Here is a 19215-nt window from a genome sequence, read left to right on the forward strand (position 1 = left end):
TAGCTATAAGCTTTGTCGATACCTCGGGTGCGCCTCTCTCTGTGGGGCTGGATGGCTTCTAGTAAAAACCCTTGTATTTCTCGCGATCATTGATCATGTTTGCCATGGACAGTGCCTGGGACAGAGATGCCGCTCAATATCGCTGGATCTGTTTAGGGGTTGTGTGTATTTGCTCACGCTCGGCGACAGCGGTGGTTTCGACTTCTCAAGTTGATGACTTGAAAGCTGCCGTCGAGGTTCTATCAGCAGGTTGCCTTGGCGGTGTGATCGAGCGGCTGCAATATTGCCTTGCCCGCGGCAGGTGCTGCTTGGCCGGCATGGACGCCAGAAATTGCATCGAGCTTGAGTTCAGACTGCTTGCCAGGATTCATAGCTGGACGCCGGCCGGGTCAGACTCTCGAATGAGTGCTAGGCAAGGCCTGGGACTGTTGGCGGCGTCGTGGCCTGTTGGGGCACAAGGGCTGTATTGTGTGCACAATGGTGGCTACGCTCGGACGAGCGGCTCGCGCATTACAAATGCTGCTTTATATTGATTCGCGTCGCAGACCATCCAAGAAGACCGCATGTCGATCAAATCCATTCTGAAATCCACCGTGGTGGCACTGACGATCGTGACCGGTGGGTCGCTTTTCGCACAGGGCACTCCCATCAATGCAGCGGCCTATGACGCACTGGTTGTGCAAGGGCCTGTGGCCGATGCGGCGACCATCGCATCGAGCACCTGGGCCAGCAAGATCAAACAGGCTGGCACGCTGCGCCTCGGCAGCACGCAAACCTCGAATCTTTTCTCGCTGCTCAATGAGAAAGACGGCAAGATCCGCGGCTTTGACCTGGGTCTGGCCCAGCTCATCACTCGCTACATTCTGGGCGACGCCGCCAAGTACCAGTTCACGCAGGTGACCTCGTCCACGCGCGAGCAGGTGCTTATCAATAATCAGGTGGACATGGTCTTCGCCACCTACTCCATCACTCCTGCTCGCGCCGAGAAGATCTCGTTTGCCGGCCCTTACTACACATCGCAGTCCGGCGTGCTGGTCAAGTCGAACAACAAGACGGTTCAGTCTTACAACGACCTGGGCGGCAAGAAGGTGGCCACGCAAGCGGGCTCCACGGGGCCTGCGATATTGGCCCAATATGCTCCCAAGGCTGTCGTGCAAGAGTTTCAGACACATCAGGAAGCCCTCGATGCACTGCGTCAGGGGCGCGTGGATGCCTACGTGACTGATTACACGCTGCTGCTCAACGCCCTGAGCCTTGGCACCAGCAACGCGCGGCTGGCGGGTGCGCCATTCGGCGCGCAGGACCCCTATGGAGTTGGACTGCCCAAGGGCTCGGACGGCGTAGCATTCATCAATGCCTTCCTGAAGAAGCTGGAGGCTGATGGTACCTGGGCCAAACTTTGGACTATCTCCATAGGGCAGCGTACCGGTAGCACGACTGTTCCGACGCCGCCTGCTCTGCCTTGAACAATGGGTGAGGTTTCCAGGCTCCTGGCCGATTATGGGCCTGCCTTCTGGCAGGCCCTCTTGCTGACATGGAAGCTCACGGTGGTGTCCTTTGTGCCCGGGGTCATGCTGGGTACGGTCGTCGCGGTGCTTAGGCTTATGCCATTGCCGCCGTTGCGCTTGGCTCTGACCGTCTACGTCGAGATCTTCCGCAATATTCCCAGCGTAGCGCTGCTGATCTTCATCGTTTTCGCGCTACCCGATCTCAACATCGTGATCGACTATGAGCCCAGCGTGATACTGACGCTGACGCTGGTCTGCTCCGCATTCACGGCGGATTACCTGCGCTCGGGTATCAACACCATTCCCGGCAGCCAGATTGAGGCAGCACTCAGCCTGGGCATGCGGCCGCTGCAGATTGTTTCTGCCGTGGTCTTGCCGCAGGCGCTGCGTTCGGTGGTGCAGCCGATGACTTCGTTGCTGATTGCATTGATGCTGTCGACATCTCTGGCGTCGCAGTTGCCGTTTCCAGGCCGGGAGCTCACTGCGCTCGTATCCAAGATCGCCAACGACTCGGCGCTCGGCATTGCCGCGTTCGCAGTGGCTGCCACCATGTATGTGGTGACAGGCCTGCTCATCGCCTGGGCCGGCGCAGCTCTGGAAAAGAAAGTGCGGATACTGCGATGAGCCGCTCTCTGGAGGACATTCTGTTTGCTGCGCCGGGCCCCCAGGCCCGGGCCGTCGCCAACGCGGTGAGCGTGATCGCCGCAGCCGTGCTGCTTTTGCTGGCGGTGGCCATCGTGTTCCGCTTCCATTCGGCAGGGCAGCTCGATGCCCCGTATTGGGAATTCTTTGCCTGGCCGACGACCTGGAGCTTTCTTGCCAAAGGTCTGCTCGGCACGCTGGCATCGTCGGCGATGGCCGCCGTCATTGCTCTGGCCCTCGGGCTGGTGCTGCTGCTGGGGCGGCTGTCGCGGCTGAGGCTGATGCGTTGGCCCAGCATTGCTGTCATCGAGTTCCTGCGCGGCACGCCGACGCTGCTGCTCATCTATGTTTGCTTTCTGGTGCTGCCATCGGTCGGGATCAAGCTGAGCACCTATTGGATGCTGACCTTGCCCATAGGCCTGAGTACCGCAGCCGTGGTTGCCGAGGTATACCGCGCGGGCGTGCTAGCCGTTCCGCGCGGCCAGACCGACGCCGCGCGAAGCCTGGGTTTGACCGAAGTCCAGGTCTTTTTCTTCGTCGTTTTTCCTCAGGCCCTTCGCTACATCGTTCCGGCACTGGTTGCGCAACTGGTCATTGTGGTCAAGGACACCACCTTCGGCTATGTCGTTACCTATGGTGAGCTCATGCAGAACGCCAAGGTGCTGATAGCGAACTACCACTCGCTGGTGCCTGTGTACCTGGTTGTGGCGGCGCTTTACTGCCTTGTGAACTATGCGATTTCAAAGGCGAGCCAGCGACTAGGTAGGCCCATGCATTGACCGCTCTCGGGTGGTTCGCGGGCGGCTGGTACGGCGCTCTGTCATCCGCAGACGGGGCAATTGCATGACAATGCGGTGTCGCGGCGTTTCCTCCGACCGTTCAAGCGGGAGTGAATGCATAGTCGGATGCGTGCAAACCATCCGAATCATGCTCACTTCGGTGCTCGATGCGAGCGGCTCGCTCTCGAACACGGGCTGTGTTCGGTGCCGGCGTTGGCGAGATGCTGCAACGAACTTTGTGGAAGCGATCGACATCCGTTGAAATCATGGCTGCTGACTCGTCTTTTTCTCAGATACAGGCCGGAGCAGGGGCTGCAAGCCCCGAGGGCCGCTTGCTCTTTTCCCGTATGGTCAAGCAGGTGCGGCTGCGTCAGTTGCAGCTTTTGCTGGCTTTGCAGCAATGCGGCTCGGTCATGCAGGCGGCAGTGGAGCTGAGCATGAGCCAGTCAGCGGCTACCCAAGCCCTGGCCGAGCTGGAGCGGGTGCTGGATATCAAGCTGTTCGAGCGCCATGCACGCGGCATGCGGCCCACAGTGGCAGGCCAGGCCTTGATCGATGCGGCACGCGGCATGCTGGTGGGATTGCAGGAAGTGTCCGAATCGCTGGCCTCCATCCGTCGCGGGGCTTCGGCAGCGTTACGCCTCGGGGCCATTCCGGCAGCTGCGCTTTCGGTGCTCTCACAGCTGCTGCCACGCTTTTACGAGGCACACCCGCAGGTCTATGTGGATGTGCATGAGGATGCCAGCGCCCCTTTGCTGTCGCAGCTCATGGCCTCCGGTCTCGATGTGGTGTTCTGTCGCCAGCCCCAGCTTTTGCCGGTGGAGTTTTCCTTCGAGCCGCTGCTGCTGGATGCCGCCGTGGTGATTGCGGATGCTGATCATCCGCTGGTCGGGCGGCGCGATGTGCCGCTGCCTGCCTTGAGGGGCGCACGCTGGGTGCTGCCGAGCTTTGGCATCGCGGTGCGCAATATCGTGGAGACCGAGGTGCTGCCCGTGCTGGAGGATGCCTCCTGGTTTCCGGCCTCCACGGTGTCCCTGCCCGTGCTCGAGGGCCTGCTCACCCAGCCTGGGGCCGTATCACTGGTGCCCCGCAGCATTCTGCCGGGACTGCGTTCCCAGGGGCGTGTGCGTGCGCTGGATGTGCGTATGGAGGGCGGTTTGCCGCCGTTGGGCGCGGTGTATCGCACAGACCATGCGCCAGCGCTGCTGCAGGAGATGCTCAGGCTCTGGCATCGGCTCGAGCTGCCTCATGCATCAGTACCTGCGTCCGCATAGGCTGGCATCGGCAAGCAAGCTGAACACCCTAGGCCATCGAGTCCTTGATGAAGTGACGCACACCGCACGGTGATCCGGTGTGCCCGCCAGGCGACGGATGCGCCTGGGCGACCTTGGGTCAGGGGGCCGCGACCCTGCGCAGCAGGTAGATGTCCATGATCCAGCCATTTTGCGCGCGGGCCTGGGCGCGCCTGCTGGTGATGTCTGGCGCGATGTCGCAAAGCCGGCCATGCATGAGCAATTGCTGGGGCATGCCCAGATAGGCGCCCCAGTAGATGTCGACATCGGTGTCTTTCAACTGTTCATAGCTGCGTTGACCATCCAGCATCACGATCAGGGTGTTCACCCCGGATGGCCAGCCGTTTTCGCGCAGCTGGCGACCGGTGGTGATCAGAAAGGGTTCGCCGATCTCATTGAGGGCAATGCCGTGGGCACTGCACAGCACCTGCATGGAAGTGATGCCAGGCACGACGCATACCTGTTCGCGGGCCAGGCCCAGACGCGAGGCAATGCGCAACGTGCTGTCGTAGAGGGCCGGGTCGCCCCAGACAAGCAGGGCCACGCGTCCCGAACGGGCAGGCAGGCGGTCCTGAAGACTGGCTTGCCAGCGCCGGGCAATGGCCTCATGCCATTCGTCCACCTGCTGGTCGTAGTCCGATCCCTGCTGACGGCGTTGCGGCATGTCGAAGTGAGCAATTCGGCTCTCTTCCACGGCCAGGCTTTGCAGCAGCGACAGGCGGACCTGGGCCAGCTCTGCCTTGCTGTCCTCCTTGTGTGGCAAAAGAACCAGGTCGGCGCAGCGAATCGCTTTCTCTGCTTCTCGGGTGAGGTGATCGGGGTTGCCGGTGCCGATGCCGATCAGGAACAGCTCCAGCATCAGGCGCCCTCGGTTCCGCGAGGGAAGCGCGGTTCGTCGCCGCGCGGCCGGTAGCGGCGATCGTAGTCATTGGCATAGAGTCGGCTGTTGCCGAAATCCTGCTGATTCAGGGTGGCCCCGACCAGAATCAGTGCGCTGCGCTGCAGCGGATTGGATTGAGCGGCGCTGGCGATATCTCCCACGCGGGTGCGCAGCAGTTGCTCGTCCGGCCATGAGGCGCGCCAGACAATGGCTGCAGGGCAATCCGGGCCGTAATGGCTGGTGAGTTCCTGCTGCACCTGCTCGGCCACATGGACCGACAGATGAATCGCCAGCACGGCGCCGGTCGCCGCGAAGGCGGCCAGGGTTTCGCCGTCGGGCATGCTCGACGCCCGGCCCGGGGTACGTGTCAGCACCACCGATTGGCAGGAGCCGGGCAGTGTCAGCTCGGCCTCCAGCGCAGCGGCTGCGGCACTGAAGGCGGGGACGCCGGGAGTGACGGTGTAGGGGATGTTCAGCTCGCGCAGGGCGCGCAACTGCTCACCCATGGCAGACCAGATGCTCAGGTCGCCGGAATGCAGGCGGGCGACATCCAGCCCTTGTTCGTGTGCAGTCTGGATTTCGGCCACGATGTCTTCCAGCGACATGGGGGCGGTGTTGACGAGACGGGCTCCGGCAGGGCAGTGCGCCAGCAGCTCGCTGGGTACCAGCGAGCCTGCGTACAGGCACACAGGTGAGGCGGCCAGCAGATCACGCCCGCGAACGGTGATGAGGTCGGCCGCACCGGGGCCGGCTCCGATGAAATGAACGGTCAAGGCAAAACTCCAGGGATAAATGGTGTGGGCAGAGGCAAGCCGGCAATCGCCAGCGTCGCACGTCGGTCTGCCGAAACGGTGCGCAGCACCAGCAGCCGGCTATGGGCCAGGGCGGCGCCGGCATGCAGGGCCAGGGCTTCTGCAACGCTGCCCGTGGCAAAGCGCTGCTGCAATCTTGCCGAATGCGACGGCGTGGCTATATGCGCAATCGCGCTTTCGGCACAGGTCTTCCAGTCGATATGGCCAGGAATCTGGCTCGCCCAATCCTGCAAGGCGCGCGCTGCTGAGGTCTGGCTCCTGGTGGCCAGCAGGGCAAAGGTCCAGCGGCAGGGCGCTGAATCCGCGCTCTCGAGGCTCTGGCAGGCCTGGGTCCAGCAGCTTTCGAATGATTGAGGCAGAGCACCGGCTTGAAAGCCCCAGCCTGCGAACAGATATCTCATTGGCTGCTCCAGACCCACTGCACCAGGGGGCGGGCTGGGGACCAGGAATGCATGCTGCCCAGGCTCTGAGCTTCGCTCCATTGCAACTGATAAAGCTGGCCGCCATGCGTACGGTGCAGCTCCAGCAGCAGTGCCTGGGTGTGCAGCGCCACGGCATTCACCACGAGGCGCCAAGGCCCGGAAAGACGCATGCACAGGGCATTGAACAGCTCCGCGCTGAAGCCGCCGCCGACAAAGACGGCCTGCGGCTCTGGCTGCAGACGGGGCAGGGCTGCCAGGGCATGGTCATGAACCACTTCGAGCGCTGCCGCATAGCGCTGCGCATTCTGCGCAATATTGGCCGTACGCGCGGCATGCTGCTCCACGCAGATGGCCTGTCCGCCAGCCAGACACCACTCGACGGCGACCGAGCCCGAACCCGCACCCAGATCCCAGAGCCACTCGCCCTGGCGCGGAGCCAGCGCAGCCAGCGTCATGGCGCGCACCGGGCTTTTGGTGATCTGCCCGTCGTGTGCAAACTCACCGATGGGTCTGCCTGGTACCCGGGACAGACCTTTATCGCCGCGCGCTTCGAAAGCCGCAGTCACAGGGGCCTTGGCCGGCTGGGTTGCCAGCAGGGCGGCCAGCTCGCGCACCGTGCCGCTGCGTATGTCCTGCTGATCGCTGCCTGCCTGCTCCACCAGCCACAGAGGGCTGTCGCCCCAGCCCTGCTGCAGCAGCCATTGAGCCAGAGTGTGAGCGGCCGGGCCATCGCGCAACAGGCAGATAAAGCGCTCTTGAGGCGCCAGCAGAGGCGTCAGGCTGCTCAGGCTGCGGGCATGCAGGCCCAGGCAGTGGGTGCGCTCCTGGGACCAGCCCAGCTCGCCTGCAACCCAGGAAAATGTCGAGGGTTGAGGGTAATTGCGCCACTCGCCCAACTCCAGGTGCCTGGCCAGCGATGCCCCGGCACCGAAGTGAAACGGATCGCCGGACACCAGCACGGCCACGCCTTGCTGTCCACGCAGCTGCAGCACGGGCTCGACGCTGAAGGGGATCGGCCAGGCTCTGCCACGCGCTCCTGCTTGCGCCAGCGCCAGATGACGCGGACTGCCGAACACAACACTGGCATCATCCAGGGCTTGTCGCGCTGCAGGGCTTAGGCCTTCCAGCCCTGACGGATGAATTCCGATAATTGAAAGCCACGGATTGGCCATGACCCAAGTTCTCCTGTTAGGCGGCACTTTCGATGCCTATATCTTGTCCACGCTGCTGCATGAGGCCGGGGTGCAAGCCATCTATTCCTATGCCGGGGCCACCCAGACGCGTCGTACTCCGGCCTTGCCCGTGCGTGTGGGCGGTTTTGGCGGCGTGCAGGGGCTGGTCGATTACCTGAGTGCGCATCACATCACCCATGTCATCGACGCCACCCACCCATTCGCCGCACAGATGAGTGCCAATGCCATCGCGGCCTGCGCCCAACTGGATCTGCCCTTGCTGTCCATGGAGCGGCCAGCCTGGCAGGCGCAGCCTGGCGACCAATGGCAGCATGTGCCGGATATGGCGGCTGCCGCACAGGTCTTGAGTCGGTCTTTGAAGCGAGTGTTTCTGGCCATAGGACGCAAGCAGCTGGCGGCGTTTGCAGGCCTGGACGATCAGCACCAGTTTGTGCTGCGCGTCATCGACCAGGAGGGCGGCGCCTTGCCGTTGCCGGCATCCAGCTATGAGCTGATCGTTGCGCGCGGTCCGTTTCGGCTCACCGACGAACTGGCGCTGCTCGGGCAGTACCGCATCGACTGCATCGTCAGCAAGAACGCCGGTGGCGCAGATACCTATGCCAAGATCGAGGCCGCGCGGCAGCTGGGCATTCCGGTCATCATGGTCGACAGGCCGGTGCTGGCGCCGCGTACCCAGTGCCAAAGCCCGCAGCAGGCCATGGAGTGGTTGCGCCGGCAGCGCTGCTGAGCACTTGAGCCCGGCAAGGCCTTGCGTGCGTTCAGGCATGGTCTGTCACGGCAGAGGTAGCGCTGCTGCAGGCTTCATAGCTGCGCGGGGTGTAGACATGCTTGCCCACCTGGCGGGTCTGGCTGTTGCCCACAATCACCACCGTGCGCATATCGGCCATGTGGGCTTGTGCGTTCAGCAGCCGCACAACCAGCAGCGTCTCATCGGGGCGGCTGACGTTGCGGGCAAAGCAGATCAGGCGCTCGGGCTCGCATTCCTGCTGCAGCACCTGCAGTGCCCGGGAAAAGCCTTGCGGGCGTGATCGGGAGCAGGGGTTGTAGAACGCCATGGCGAAATCGGCCTGGGCGGCCAGACGGATGCGGCGCTCGATGATGCTGGCGGGCTTGAGGTTGTCGGACAGATTGATGGTGCAGAAGTCATGTCCCAAGGGGGCGCCCAGACGCGCTGCTGCGGCCAGCATGGCGGTGATGCCCGGCTGCACCTGCACGTCCACGCCCTGCCAGCGTGCATGCTCCTCGGGGCTGGCCTGCTCCAGCGTCTCGAACACGGCACTGGCCATGGCGAATACGCCCGGGTCGCCCGACGAGAGCATCAGCACCTTGCGGCCCTGGGCTGCAAGATTCAGGGCATTGCGCGCACGCTCCAACTCTTCACGGTTGTCGCTGGCATGCAGCTGCAGATGTTCCAGACCCTGCAGCCGCTCCACATAGGGAAAGTAGCCGAATGCATCGCTTGCGCTGGCGATGCTGTCGCGAACCTGCTGCGTCAGCAGAGCATCATCGCCCGGGCCCAGGCCCAGCACCAGGAGTTGTGGAGGCATTGTGGTCGTGCTCATGACAGCGCATTCACATGTCGTTTGCCGGGCGGCGGCCCTGGCCGTGCACGACGATGATGGCGAAATAGGGGCAGCGCTCGGGCGCATCGCGCAGCGGCATGACCTGCTGATCGCTCATGGTGCCGTTGATGACCAGCCAGGCTCGCTCCAGCTTGCCTTGCTCGCTCAGCAGCGCACGGATGCGGCCCAGATGCCGTCCCACCTTCATGATGACCAGCGCATCCGAGCGCGCCATATGCTCGCGCAGCGGTGTATCGGGCAGGGTCGCGGGCAGCACGCTCATCACATCGTCACCCCAGGTCATGGGAATGCCGGTGGCATGCCAGCAGCCCACCATGCCGGGTATGCCGGGCAGCACCTCGACCGTCACCTGCGCCGCCTGGCGCAGACGCACATAGAGGTGCATGAAGGAGCCGTAGAAGAATGGATCGCCTTCGCAAAGCACGATCACATCCTCGCTGCGCGTCAGCTGTGTCAGCCGGGACTGCCAGTCCTGATAGAAGCTGGACAGCTGGGCGATATAGCGCGGGTCGTCGTGCGGGATCTCCGTGGTCAGCGGGTACTCCATCGGGTACTCCGTGACCTCGGCATGCAGCAGGCCGTTGACCAGTTGCCGCGCCTTGCCCGGGTGACCGCGTTTGCGGAAGTAGGCCACATGGCGGGCGTTCCTCAGCAGGCGGTCGGCCTTCACGCTCATCATGTCGGGATCGCCGGGACCCAGTCCCACGCAGAAGATTTTTCCGTGATTCATGGTGACTCTTCCTACTCCACCGTGGTTGCCAGCGCGTTGATGGCGGCAACCGTGATGGCGGAGCCACCGAGGCGTCCTTGCACGATGGCAAACGGAATCTGTCCCCATTCGCGCAGAGCGTCCTTGGACTCCGCAGCTCCCACAAAGCCGACCGGGCAGCCGACGATGGCCGCCGGGCGCGGACAGCCCGGGTCCTGCAGCATATGGAGCAGATGAAACAGGGCCGTCGGCGCATTGCCGATGGCGACCACGGCGCCGTCCAGATGCTCGCGCCACAGCTCCAGTGCTGCGGCGCTGCGGGTGTTGCCCATGTCGGCTGCCAGCGCTGGCACACGCGGGTCCTGCAGGGTGCAGATGATGGGGTTCTGGGCCGACAGGCGCTTGCGCGTGATGCCCTCGCTGACCATGCGTGCATCGCAGAGCACGGGTGCTCCGCGCCGCAGTGCGGCTTCCGCCGCTTCGGCAAAGGTCGGGGAGAAATGGATATGTGCGGCCAGCTCCACCATGCCAGCTGCGTGAATCATGCGGCAGGCGACCCGCTCTTCCACGGGGTTGAAGCGCTTGAGATCGGCCTCTCGGCGGATGATGCTGAAGGATTGCCGGTAAATCTCTTCACCGCACTTTTCATAGTTGTAGGTCATTGAGTTGTTGCTGTATATCGTGAGGATCGGAGTTCAGAGGCCGATAGGGAATGGATGCCCTGGCTGACGGTTGCGCTTCGGCGGGGCTGGCGTGCAGCCATATCTGGCCCGTTGTGTCCTGGCTGGCAAACACCACACTTGTCGCATCGGCAGGCAGGGCACAGAGCTTGGCGCAGCCGCTGATATGAAGATGCCGGTCCGCTGCCTGTGAGCTGGCGAATTGCAAGGCCATGGGCTGGGCCGGGATATGGGCCTGAGGGCAGTTGGGGGCTCCGGTGCAGGCCGAGACCCGCAGGCGCACATCCGTGGACTGGCTGATCCAGTCCCTGGCATCGAGCCGGGCAGGCAGTGAATCCAGGTGCTTGTTCGGCAGAAGCAAGGATTTCCAGGGCGTGACCCGGATCTCCGCTTGTTCGGGCATGAGAGCTGCCAGCTTCTGTATGGCCCATGCGTCCAGGCGTCCCAACGGGGCGCCGAGCAGCAGGCCGTGAGGGTTGGGCGCTCCGGGCCGCAACGACCTGGCAGCGTTCCTGTCCAGAGTCCGGGGCTCAAGGTGATGACTGGCCTTGGCGAGTCCGCAGACCTGAAGGTCAATGGGCTTGACAAGGCCGCGCAATCGGCCTGCCGTCTGCGAGCTGCGCTCACGGGCAAACCACAGGGCAATCTGTATGGCGGCCTGCACGGCAGCCGGTGCAGTCTCAAAGCCATACCAGTCTTCCGATTGGCCCAGGGCAAGCCCATAGCCTCCATCGGCGCAGGCCCATAGCTGAAGGTCGGAGCTCAGGCTTCGGAGATGACACTGCGGATCGTCAACCAGCATGTCGAATTTGCCGGGCAGGGCCGGCATGTTCTGCTGTTGCAGGGCCAGGGGACTGAGATCACGCGCCGTTGCCACGGAAAGCGCCAGAGCCAGTGCATGGGTGCGATCTCCTCTTGTATAGAACGGAGTGCAATGCACGGCAGGCGCCAGATCTGCCTGTTCATCGGCTGGGGCCAGTCTCGAGACAACGAGCGCTGCGCGCAAGGCAGGCAGGGCCGATTCGTGCACGCCGCGCAATTGCAGATTGCCGAGGCGGGTCAACTCGATCTGGCCCGAGGCATGGGTTCGTGCGAGGTCGGCCAGTACCAGCCACTGAACGGCGGTTAGAGATGCGCAGCGAGGGCGTACGCGCACAATCCAGCCGTCCTGTGCCTGCATGGGTTTCCAGGTGCTGGGGCACCAGCCACGAATCCGGATGGGCTCAGGGCTGGACAAGCTCTGCTCCAGGCGACGAGGCCAGGGCACGGCCGGCCCACTGGGACAAATCTGACTGGCAAATTCCATGCAACATAGTTCATCCACGGTCGGTTTGGCCGATACCCGGGCCAGACAAACAAAATGTGCAGAGGGAAATGAAGAGGTGATGAGCCGCACGCAGGCGCTGGCATATCACAAGCCACATGCAACCCCGCTGCGCCTTGTACACACCAGGCCGGTCTCCGGACTTACAGAGCCCACCTGAGGGTGGCATGTCGATGCGCCTTCCCGCTTTCGCAGTGGCGGCCATGGCCGTGGGCCAGAGCGTGCATCTCCATATCTCTGATTACCGTTGCGGGTGCAGTGCAGGATTGGTGGGAACTCCATTCACCTGCTTCTCGTTTCACCTCCGCATGCCAAAGCACGCCATGAGGCACCTGTGGTGGCGCGATCTTACGCGATAACCTGGTGCACACGGCCGAACTCATCGGCCTGGCAGCAGCTTTCCTGCCGCTTGTGCGGCGACCGGATATCGATAGGGCAGGCAGGGGGCGGCGTGATGTCCTGCCAGATGATTATCAAAATAGATAGCTATTAACGCTTTCCTGTTAAGCGGTAGATGCCTTTTCTTAGCTAAATTTCAGCGGCAGTCGCAAGGTATCCGGCCAGACCTTTGCCAACCGCTCGGCACCGCCAAACAGACGCTTGCTCTGGACCGCAGCGGTTTCACAGTCCACCAGAACCTGTGCCACGGCAGGAGCAGGCCAGCGCTCCAGCTGCAGCACATCGGGGCTGCGGAAGTCGCTGATCAGCCACAGGCAGGATGATTGCCGGGAGTATCTGGCCGTCATCTGCCAGCCCGCCTGCAGGGCCTGGGCCAACGGCGTGCCGCCTCCGCCGCGTAGTGGCTCGATCAGATCGGCATTCCAGCGTGGCGCCCGCGTGGGCTCCAGCAGCCAGTGCAGCCGGCCTGCGCCGAAGCACAGCAGGGCCACGGATTCGCGCTGCAGATAGGCCCGGCGCAGCCACTGCAGCAGCAGGCCCTTGGCCTGGGCGAATGCGCCGCTCTCCACCATGGAGGCCGAGCAGTCCAGCAGGAACAGGTGTTGCCTGCGTACAGCTCCCTCGGGCTGGCGCCAGCGCAGATGTGCGTGTACCAGTGGCTGGTCCTGGCGTTGGCGCAGGGTGGCTGTCCAGTCAATCGACGCCCCTGGCATCTTGTGGACGCTGGGTACGGCATGGCTGGCCAAGGCCAGGCCATGGTTTTCGGAGCCGATTTGCCCCCGGCCGGCGCTCAGCGCAGCGGACCGGAGGCTCGGGCTTTTTTTGCGGCCAGGGCCTCCAGGGCTGCCTGTGCCATGGCATCGGCCTGTTGTGCATCGAAGGCGGTGCTGCTCACGGCTTGAGCCTGTCCCCAGCCGGCAGGCGGCTGTTCGAGGCTCGGGCCTGCCTCTTGAGGCAAGGAGCTGGTGGCGCCGGGCTCGCGGGTAGCCGGTGAATGAGATGCTGGTGCCTGGGTATCAGGCTCTGTGCGGGCTGCGCTGCCCGCGCCTGACGGTGTGGCGGGCGTTGCCGGCGGCTGGGCGGAAGGCGTGGCTGCGGGGGGCTGCCGCAGCTGGCTGGAGCTGCCCGGATCTGGCTGGCTGGCGCGATGCTGCAGCACCAGTGGCGCGACTTCGGACACATGTGCGGGCGTGATGCTCTGACTGCCTTGCCAGGCCGCCAGAGCGCGTGCAGCGCGCAGCATGACCAGGTCGGCACGCAGTCCGTCCACCTGGGCGGCAATGCACTGCAGGGCCACGGCCTCGTGGACGGCATCGCTCCATGTCAGCTCCGAGGCATTGCGGCAACGGCTGCGGGCCAGCGTCAGCCTTTGGCGAATCTCCTGCTGCCCGGTTGCATGAGATCGGGCGAAGCCCTGGGGATCCTGATCAAAGCGCAGCCTTGCCTTGACGATGCTGCTGCGCAGCTGCGGGTCCTGAGCATTGTCCAATTGCACACAAAGGCCCAGTCGGTCCAGCAACTGTGGCCGCAGCATGCCTTCTTCGGGGTTCATGGTGCCGATCAGCACAAAGCGCGCGGCATGGCTGTGCGAGATGCCGTCGCGCTCTATGCGATTGATGCCGGAGGCCGCCACGTCAAGCAGCACATCGACGATGGCATCGGGCAGCAGATTGATTTCATCGACATAGAGCACGCCGTCGTGCGCCTTGGCAATCAGACCCGGAGCGAAGCCCACTTCGTGGCCTGAGAGCGCCTTGGACAGGTCCAGACTGCCGGTCACATGCTCGATGGAAGCGCCTAGCGGCAGGGTGACAAAGGGCGCAGGGGTCAGCAGGTCCGCCAGCGCGCGGGCCGCCGTGGACTTGGCCGTGCCGCGCGGGCCTCGAATCAGCACGCCGCCCAGCTGCGGCTCTATCGCGGCGAGCAGCAGGGCCTGTACCAGGGTGGGCTGCCCCTGTATCGCCGAGAGTGGGAATACGGGTGCCGGATCGTGGTTGGGGCTCATTGGGAAACCTGTCCTTCCATGAATTCTTCGTGCTCCAGCATCTGGGCCAGCAGGTTCTGGCGGTGCGCGCCGGGCTGTTCCCACATGCCGCGGTCTATGGCTTCCAGCAGGCGCGAGACGATATCGCCCAGTGCTTGTGGATTGTGCTGGCGCAGAAACTGTCGCACGTTCTCGTCTTCCACATAGGCCTGGGTGACCATGGCGTAATGCTGGTCCGAGACCAGCGCGGTGGTGGCATCGAAGCCGAACAGATAATCCACCGTCGCCGCCATCTCGAAGCCGCCCTTGTAGCCGTGGCGCATGGCGCCCGCAATCCATTTGGGGTTGGTGACGCGGGCGCGCACCACGCGGCCTATCTCCTCGGCCAGGGAGCGAATCCTGGCAGACTGAGGATTGCCGTGGTCGCCATGATAGATGGCAGGGTCGTTGCCGCCCAGGTGCCGCACGGCCGCCACCATGCCGCCCTGATGCTGGTAGTACTCGCTGGAGTCCAGCAGGTCATGCTCGCGGCTGTCCTGGTTCTGTAGAACCACATCGAGTGCCTGCAGACGCTGCTCCAGCGCGGCGCGGGCCGGCACGCCATCGGCCTGCTGGCCGTAGGCATAGGCACCCCAGTGCAGATAGTGGCGTGCAAAGTCGCCCGCATCGGTCCACTGACCGGTACGCAGCATCTCATGCATGCTGGCACCATAGCTGCCGGTGGGCGCTCCGAAGACGCGCCATAGCGCCTGTTCGCGGGCCGCGTCGGCGCTCAGGCCCTGGTCCATGGCGGTTTGCGTGTCGCGCAGCATGCGGGCGCGGATAGGGTTGTCCTCGGCGTCCTCATCGAGCTCGGCCACGGCACGCACCGCGGCATCGAACATCTGCACCACGTTGGGAAAGGCATCGCGGAAGAAGCCGCTGATGCGCAAGGTCACGTCGACACGCGGGCGACGCAGCCCCACGGCGGGAATGACTTCAAAGTCGGTCACGCGCTGGCTGCCGGCCGCCCATTTGGGACGAACCCCGATCAGGGCAAAGGCCTGGGCGATGTCGTCACCGCCTGTACGCATGGTGGCTGTTCCCCAGACGGAAAGACCGATGGCCTGTGGATATTCGCCATGCTCCTGCAGATAACGCTCCAGCACGCGCTGCGCGGACTGCTGCCCCAGCGCCCAGGCGGTCTGGGTGGGGATGGCACGGGTGTCCACGGTGTAGAAGTTTCGCCCTGTAGGCAAGGTGTCGCAGCGCCCGCGCGAGGGCGAGCCGCTGGGGCCCGGCGGCACAAAGCGCCCTTGCAGTGCTCGCGAGAACTGCAGCAGCTCCTGCGGGCCGCAGGCGTCCAGTGACGGTGCAATCTGATGCTCGATGCGCGTCAGCACTTGTTGCGTGTGCGGCCAGTCGCGGGCCAGCTCGGGCCGGGCAATGACCTGCAGGGCCAGCAGCTCGAGCCGCTCGCGCGTGTCGCCGCCATGGCGCCAGCTGCCGGCATCCTGCTGCTGCAGCGCGGCCGGGCGCGGGCCGTTCCAGGGGGCTGCGGCATCCATGTCCAGCGGGTTCCAGTCCATGGCCGGCAGCAGGTCTGCGGTCAGCGCGTTGAGCAGGCCCTGCTCGCTGCCGGCATTGCCGGGATAGCGCGCCAGCGAGAGCAGGGTGGATTCGCGCAACTGGCCCTGTGGCGAGCTGCCGAAGATATGCAGGCCATCGCGGATCTGGGTTTCCTTGAGTTCGCACAGATAGGCATCGATGCGTTCCAGCAGCAGCTCGTCGGCACCGGGCTGCGCGCCCGCCGCTTCGAGGCCGAGTTCGCGCAGCAGATCCTGCTGTCTGGCGCAGTCCAGAATCTGCTCGCGCAGCATGCCGGAGCGGCGCAGATCGACCAGCAGGGCTTCGTAGTACTCGTCCACCAGGCGTTCCAGCTCCTGCATGGGGCCGTGGTTTTCGGCGCGCGTGAGCGGCGGCATCAGATGGTCGATGATGACGGCCTGGCTGCGGCGCTTGGCCTGAGCCCCTTCGCCGGGGTCGTTGACGATGAAGGGGTAGACATGCGGCAGCGGGCCGAGAATGGCATCGGGCCAGCATTGCTGCGACAGCGCCAGGCTCTTGCCCGGCAGCCATTCCAGATTGCCATGCTTGCCCACATGGACCATGGCGTCCACGCCGAACACATCTCGCAGCCAGAAATAGAACGCCAGATAGTGATGGGGCGGCACCAGCTCGGCGTCGTGATAGCTGGCGTAGTCATTGCGTCCATCGAGAGCGCGCGCGGGCTGTATGCCGACAAAGACATGGCCCAGCTGCAGGCCGGCAATCATGAACCAGCCATCGCGCAGCATGGGGTCCTGCTCGGGCACACCCCAGCGCTCGGCGATGGCCTGGGCCATATCGCCGGGCAGCTGTGCCAGACGCTGTTGATAGGCCTGCAGCGAATAGCCCTGGCTTGCAGGACGCAGCGGCCATTTTTTGGGGTCATTGGCAATGCCTTGTTGCAGCAGGCCCATCAGCGCCAGGCCGGAGTCGGGCCGCGCAGCAGCATCCCCCAGTTGCCAGCCGTCGCGTGCCAGCTGATCCAGCAGGGCAATGACGGATTCCGGCGTATCGAGACCCACGCCGCTGCCCATGCGTGCCTCGCTGCCGGGGTAGTTGGCCAGTATCAGCGCGGCTTTCTTCTGAGCCGCAGGCTTGCTGCGCAACTGGCTCCAGCGCCAGGCCAGCTCGGCAATCCAGGCAATGCGGTCGGGCTCGGCCTGGTAGCTGATCACATCGGTTTGCGTCAGCTCGCAGCGATGGGCCAGGCCTTTGAAGCTCATGGCGCGCGTCATGATGCGACCGTCCATCTCGGGCAGCACCACCTGCATGGCAATGTCGCGCGGGCGCAGGCCCTGGCTGTCGGCCAGCCAGTCCTCGCGGTTGCTGCCGCTGGCAATCACCTGCAGCACGGGAATGTCGCCGGCCAGCGCGTCGGCCGCCTCGCCGGTGCGCGCATGTTCTCCGAGGGCCACAAACGCGGTGGTGTTGAGAATGATCTGCACCTGGTGGGTGATGCACAGGGAGCGCAGCGTCTGCAGGCACAGCCCGTCCTTGAGCGACTCCAGGGCCAGCGGCAGCGGGTTCAGGCCGCGTGCGAGCAGGGCGTCGGCCATGGCATCGAAGGCCTCGGTATTGGCCGCCAGCAGATGCGAGCGGTAGAAGACCAGCATGGCCACGGGAGCGCCGGGCGTCCAGCGTGCCTGCAGGTCGTCCAGGCCCGGAAGATGCCCTGCATCGTCAGCCAGCCAGGCTTGAGGCACATGCACGGCCACGGGGGGCAGCACCCGCACGGGCGCTCCCTCGCGGCCCTGGTTCAGGCCCCAGGCTGCCGCCATGTGCAGGAACTCGCGGGCATTGCCCAGGCCGCCGGCGCGCAGGTATTGCCACAGCGCACGGCTTTGCTCGGGCTCCAGCGTGCCTTTGGCCAGCAGCTCCGGATCCTCCTGGTTGTCGCCCGAGAACATGGCCAGCTTCTGGCCCTTGCGGCGCGCCAGCTTTTGCAGCTGCTCGATGCCGTAGGGCCAGGTGGACTCGGCTCCCAGATGATCAACGATGACCAGCCTGGCATGCTGTAGCACCTCGTCGATATACAGATCGAGCGAGGCGCTCTGGCGCAGATGCAGCAGGTTGGCCAGGCGCAGCGTGGGCGTGGAACTCGCGGCCCGGGGCTCGGCCTGCAGCCACATCCGGTAGGCATCGGCCAGCAGCGACAGCGTGGTGTCGGCGGAACTGAGCACCACCATGTCTGCAGGCGTCTGGTCCAGACGGGTGATGATGCTGTCGTCTTCGACAAAGCCGCCAGGGCGGGAGCTGAGCAGGTGCATGATTCAAAAAGATAGCTTTATCCGCTTGCCAGTAAAGCGATAGAGGCCGATTTGCTTGGATTTTATGCCTGGGCGCCCAGCAAGGCCTGGCGCAGCACGGCGGCGTCTAGCTGCTTGCCGATGAACACCAGACGCGTGGCCGCAGCTTCGCCGTCGGCCCAGGCACGGTCGAAATAGGCATCAAAACGGCGGCCCACGCCCTGCACCAACAGACGCATCTTCTTGCCCGGCAGGGCGGCAAAGCCCTTGACGCGCAGCACGCCATGTTGCTCAACGATGGACTGCAAGGCCTGCATCAGGCGGTCGCGGTCCACGGCACCCAGGTCGAGGTGCAGGGAGTCGAAGGCGTCGTGGTCATGGTCTTCGTCATGGTCATGGTGGCTGTGCTTGTCGTCGATCGACAGCTCGGCGGCGCGATGCTGGCCCAGCAGCACGTTCAGGGGCACCTGGCCCTGCACGGCTTCGATCATCTTCACGCTGGCAGGTACTTCTTCGGCCACCAGGGCTCGCACCTGACCGAGTTGTTCGGCCGTGACCAGATCGGCTTTGGACAGCACCACCAGGTCGGCGGCCGAGAGCTGATCCTCGAACAGCTCATGCAGGCTGGCGTCATGGTCCAGATTGGGGTCGGCCTGACGCTGCTCGTCGACAGCATGCGGGTCATGGGCAAACTGGCCGGCAGCCGCAGCGGGCGTGTCGACCACGGTGACCACCGAATCGACGGTGAAGACATTGGCAATGTCGGGCCACTGGAAGGCCTGGACCAGGGGCTTGGGCAGGGCCAGGCCGCTGGTCTCGATCAGCAGCACATCGATGTCGGCGCGGCGTTCTGCCAGGGCCTTCATGACGGGGAAGAACTCTTCCTGCACGGTGCAGCACATGCAGCCGTTGGCCAGCTCGTAAATCTGGCCCGACTGCGTATCCGCGCCGCCTTCTTCCTTGCAGCCTATGGCGCAGGTCTTGAGGATTTCGCCGTCAATGCCCAGTTCGCCGAACTCGTTGACGATGACCGCCACGCGCAGACCCTTGGCCTGCTCGAGAATATGGCGCATCAGCGTGGTCTTGCCGCTGCCGAGAAAGCCTGTGACGATGGTGGCGGGGATTTTGGTGGTTTGCATGGATCACTCTCCGGATGGGGATCAACAGGGAAATTC

Annotated in this window: 18 protein-coding genes and 1 riboswitch; of the genes, 5 read left to right on the forward strand and 13 right to left on the reverse strand. The window is 64.3% G+C overall.

All coding sequences use genetic code 11. From position 1 onward, the window contains the following. Positions 1 to 242: 242 nt before the first annotated feature. Positions 243 to 371, reverse strand: coding sequence for a hypothetical protein (locus EIC84_RS26525; protein WP_003063008.1), 129 nt, complete (start codon positions 369 to 371; stop codon positions 243 to 245). A gap of 192 nt (positions 372 to 563) precedes the next feature. On the opposite strand from EIC84_RS26525, the gene EIC84_RS02010 reads away from it, so the two are divergent. From EIC84_RS02010 to EIC84_RS02025, 4 genes are all read left to right on the forward strand, one after another. Then, entirely contained in the window at positions 564 to 1466 is a 903-nt protein-coding gene (locus tag EIC84_RS02010) for a glutamate ABC transporter substrate-binding protein (RefSeq protein ID WP_003063006.1), read from the forward strand. A 3-nt stretch (positions 1467 to 1469) separates the two neighbouring features. Then, positions 1470 to 2132, forward strand: a complete 663-nt coding sequence (locus tag EIC84_RS02015) for an amino acid ABC transporter permease (protein WP_003063004.1) — start codon at positions 1470 to 1472, stop codon at positions 2130 to 2132. Then, positions 2129 to 2929 (forward strand): amino acid ABC transporter permease, encoded by an 801-nt coding sequence (locus EIC84_RS02020; RefSeq protein WP_003063002.1) that lies wholly within the window; start codon positions 2129 to 2131, stop codon positions 2927 to 2929. Before EIC84_RS02015 ends, EIC84_RS02020 begins: the two co-directional genes overlap by 4 nt. A 266-nt stretch (positions 2930 to 3195) precedes the next feature. Then, positions 3196 to 4203, forward strand: a complete 1008-nt coding sequence (locus tag EIC84_RS02025) for a LysR family transcriptional regulator (RefSeq protein WP_003063000.1) — start codon at positions 3196 to 3198, stop codon at positions 4201 to 4203. Positions 4204 to 4321: 118 nt separating this feature from the next. Here EIC84_RS02025 and cobF read toward each other — a convergent pair whose 3' ends face one another. Genes cobF through EIC84_RS02045 form a run of 4 tightly spaced genes read right to left on the reverse strand, consistent with a single transcriptional unit; the run spans position 4322 to position 7507 of the window. Beyond that, on the reverse strand, positions 4322 to 5080 hold the full coding sequence (gene cobF / locus EIC84_RS02030; RefSeq protein ID WP_003062998.1) for a precorrin-6A synthase (deacetylating): 759 nt from the start codon (positions 5078 to 5080) through the stop codon (positions 4322 to 4324). Continuing rightward, entirely contained in the window at positions 5080 to 5874 is a 795-nt protein-coding gene (gene cobM, locus EIC84_RS02035; RefSeq protein ID WP_003062996.1) for a precorrin-4 C(11)-methyltransferase, read from the reverse strand. The genes cobF and cobM overlap by 1 nt, the downstream gene beginning before the upstream one ends. Next, positions 5871 to 6314: a cobalamin biosynthesis protein gene (locus tag EIC84_RS02040; RefSeq protein ID WP_003062995.1), complete on the reverse strand. Its 444-nt coding sequence runs from the start codon at positions 6312 to 6314 to the stop codon at positions 5871 to 5873. Before EIC84_RS02040 ends, cobM begins: the two co-directional genes overlap by 4 nt. Then, entirely contained in the window at positions 6311 to 7507 is a 1197-nt protein-coding gene (locus EIC84_RS02045; protein ID WP_003062993.1) for a bifunctional cobalt-precorrin-7 (C(5))-methyltransferase/cobalt-precorrin-6B (C(15))-methyltransferase, read from the reverse strand. The genes EIC84_RS02040 and EIC84_RS02045 overlap by 4 nt, the downstream gene beginning before the upstream one ends. Between EIC84_RS02045 and EIC84_RS02050 the strand changes: the two genes are divergently transcribed. After that, a complete protein-coding gene (locus EIC84_RS02050) occupies positions 7500 to 8255 on the forward strand; it encodes a cobalt-precorrin-6A reductase (protein WP_003062991.1) in 756 nt (251 codons plus the stop codon). The genes EIC84_RS02045 and EIC84_RS02050 overlap by 8 nt on opposite strands. Before the next feature lie 31 nt (positions 8256 to 8286). Here EIC84_RS02050 and cobJ read toward each other — a convergent pair whose 3' ends face one another. From cobJ to cobW, 8 genes are all read right to left on the reverse strand, one after another. Next, positions 8287 to 9075: a precorrin-3B C(17)-methyltransferase gene (cobJ, locus tag EIC84_RS02055; RefSeq protein ID WP_003062990.1), complete on the reverse strand. Its 789-nt coding sequence runs from the start codon at positions 9073 to 9075 to the stop codon at positions 8287 to 8289. A 25-nt stretch (positions 9076 to 9100) separates the two neighbouring features. Continuing rightward, complete coding sequence (gene cobI, locus EIC84_RS02060; protein WP_003062988.1) at positions 9101 to 9841, reverse strand: precorrin-2 C(20)-methyltransferase; 741 nt, start codon at positions 9839 to 9841, stop codon at positions 9101 to 9103. 11 nt (positions 9842 to 9852) lie between these two features. Continuing rightward, a complete protein-coding gene (locus EIC84_RS02065; RefSeq protein WP_003062987.1) occupies positions 9853 to 10482 on the reverse strand; it encodes a precorrin-8X methylmutase in 630 nt (209 codons plus the stop codon). Further along, positions 10466 to 11806, reverse strand: coding sequence for a nitrite reductase (locus EIC84_RS02070; protein ID WP_034361563.1), 1341 nt, complete (start codon positions 11804 to 11806; stop codon positions 10466 to 10468). The genes EIC84_RS02065 and EIC84_RS02070 overlap by 17 nt, the downstream gene beginning before the upstream one ends. Before the next feature lie 128 nt (positions 11807 to 11934). Then, positions 11935 to 12175, reverse strand: a riboswitch (cobalamin riboswitch). 173 nt (positions 12176 to 12348) lie between these two features. Beyond that, positions 12349 to 12969, reverse strand: a complete 621-nt coding sequence (locus EIC84_RS02075) for a VWA domain-containing protein (protein WP_003062982.1) — start codon at positions 12967 to 12969, stop codon at positions 12349 to 12351. A 44-nt stretch (positions 12970 to 13013) separates the two neighbouring features. Beyond that, the gene (locus tag EIC84_RS02080; RefSeq protein WP_003062981.1) at positions 13014 to 14228 is read right to left on the reverse strand and encodes an ATP-binding protein; all 1215 of its coding nucleotides are present in this window, start codon (positions 14226 to 14228) and stop codon (positions 13014 to 13016) included. Continuing rightward, the gene (gene cobN / locus EIC84_RS02085) at positions 14225 to 18061 is read right to left on the reverse strand and encodes a cobaltochelatase subunit CobN (RefSeq protein WP_003062978.1); all 3837 of its coding nucleotides are present in this window, start codon (positions 18059 to 18061) and stop codon (positions 14225 to 14227) included. Before cobN ends, EIC84_RS02080 begins: the two co-directional genes overlap by 4 nt. 62 nt (positions 18062 to 18123) lie before the next feature. Next, complete coding sequence (cobW, locus tag EIC84_RS02090; protein WP_003062976.1) at positions 18124 to 19179, reverse strand: cobalamin biosynthesis protein CobW; 1056 nt, start codon at positions 19177 to 19179, stop codon at positions 18124 to 18126. Positions 19180 to 19215 lie beyond the last annotated feature (36 nt).

Origin of the sequence: Comamonas sp. A23, from assembly GCF_004522605.1 — a bacterium.
Taxonomy (GTDB): Bacteria; Pseudomonadota; Gammaproteobacteria; order Burkholderiales; family Burkholderiaceae_C; genus Comamonas; species Comamonas thiooxydans.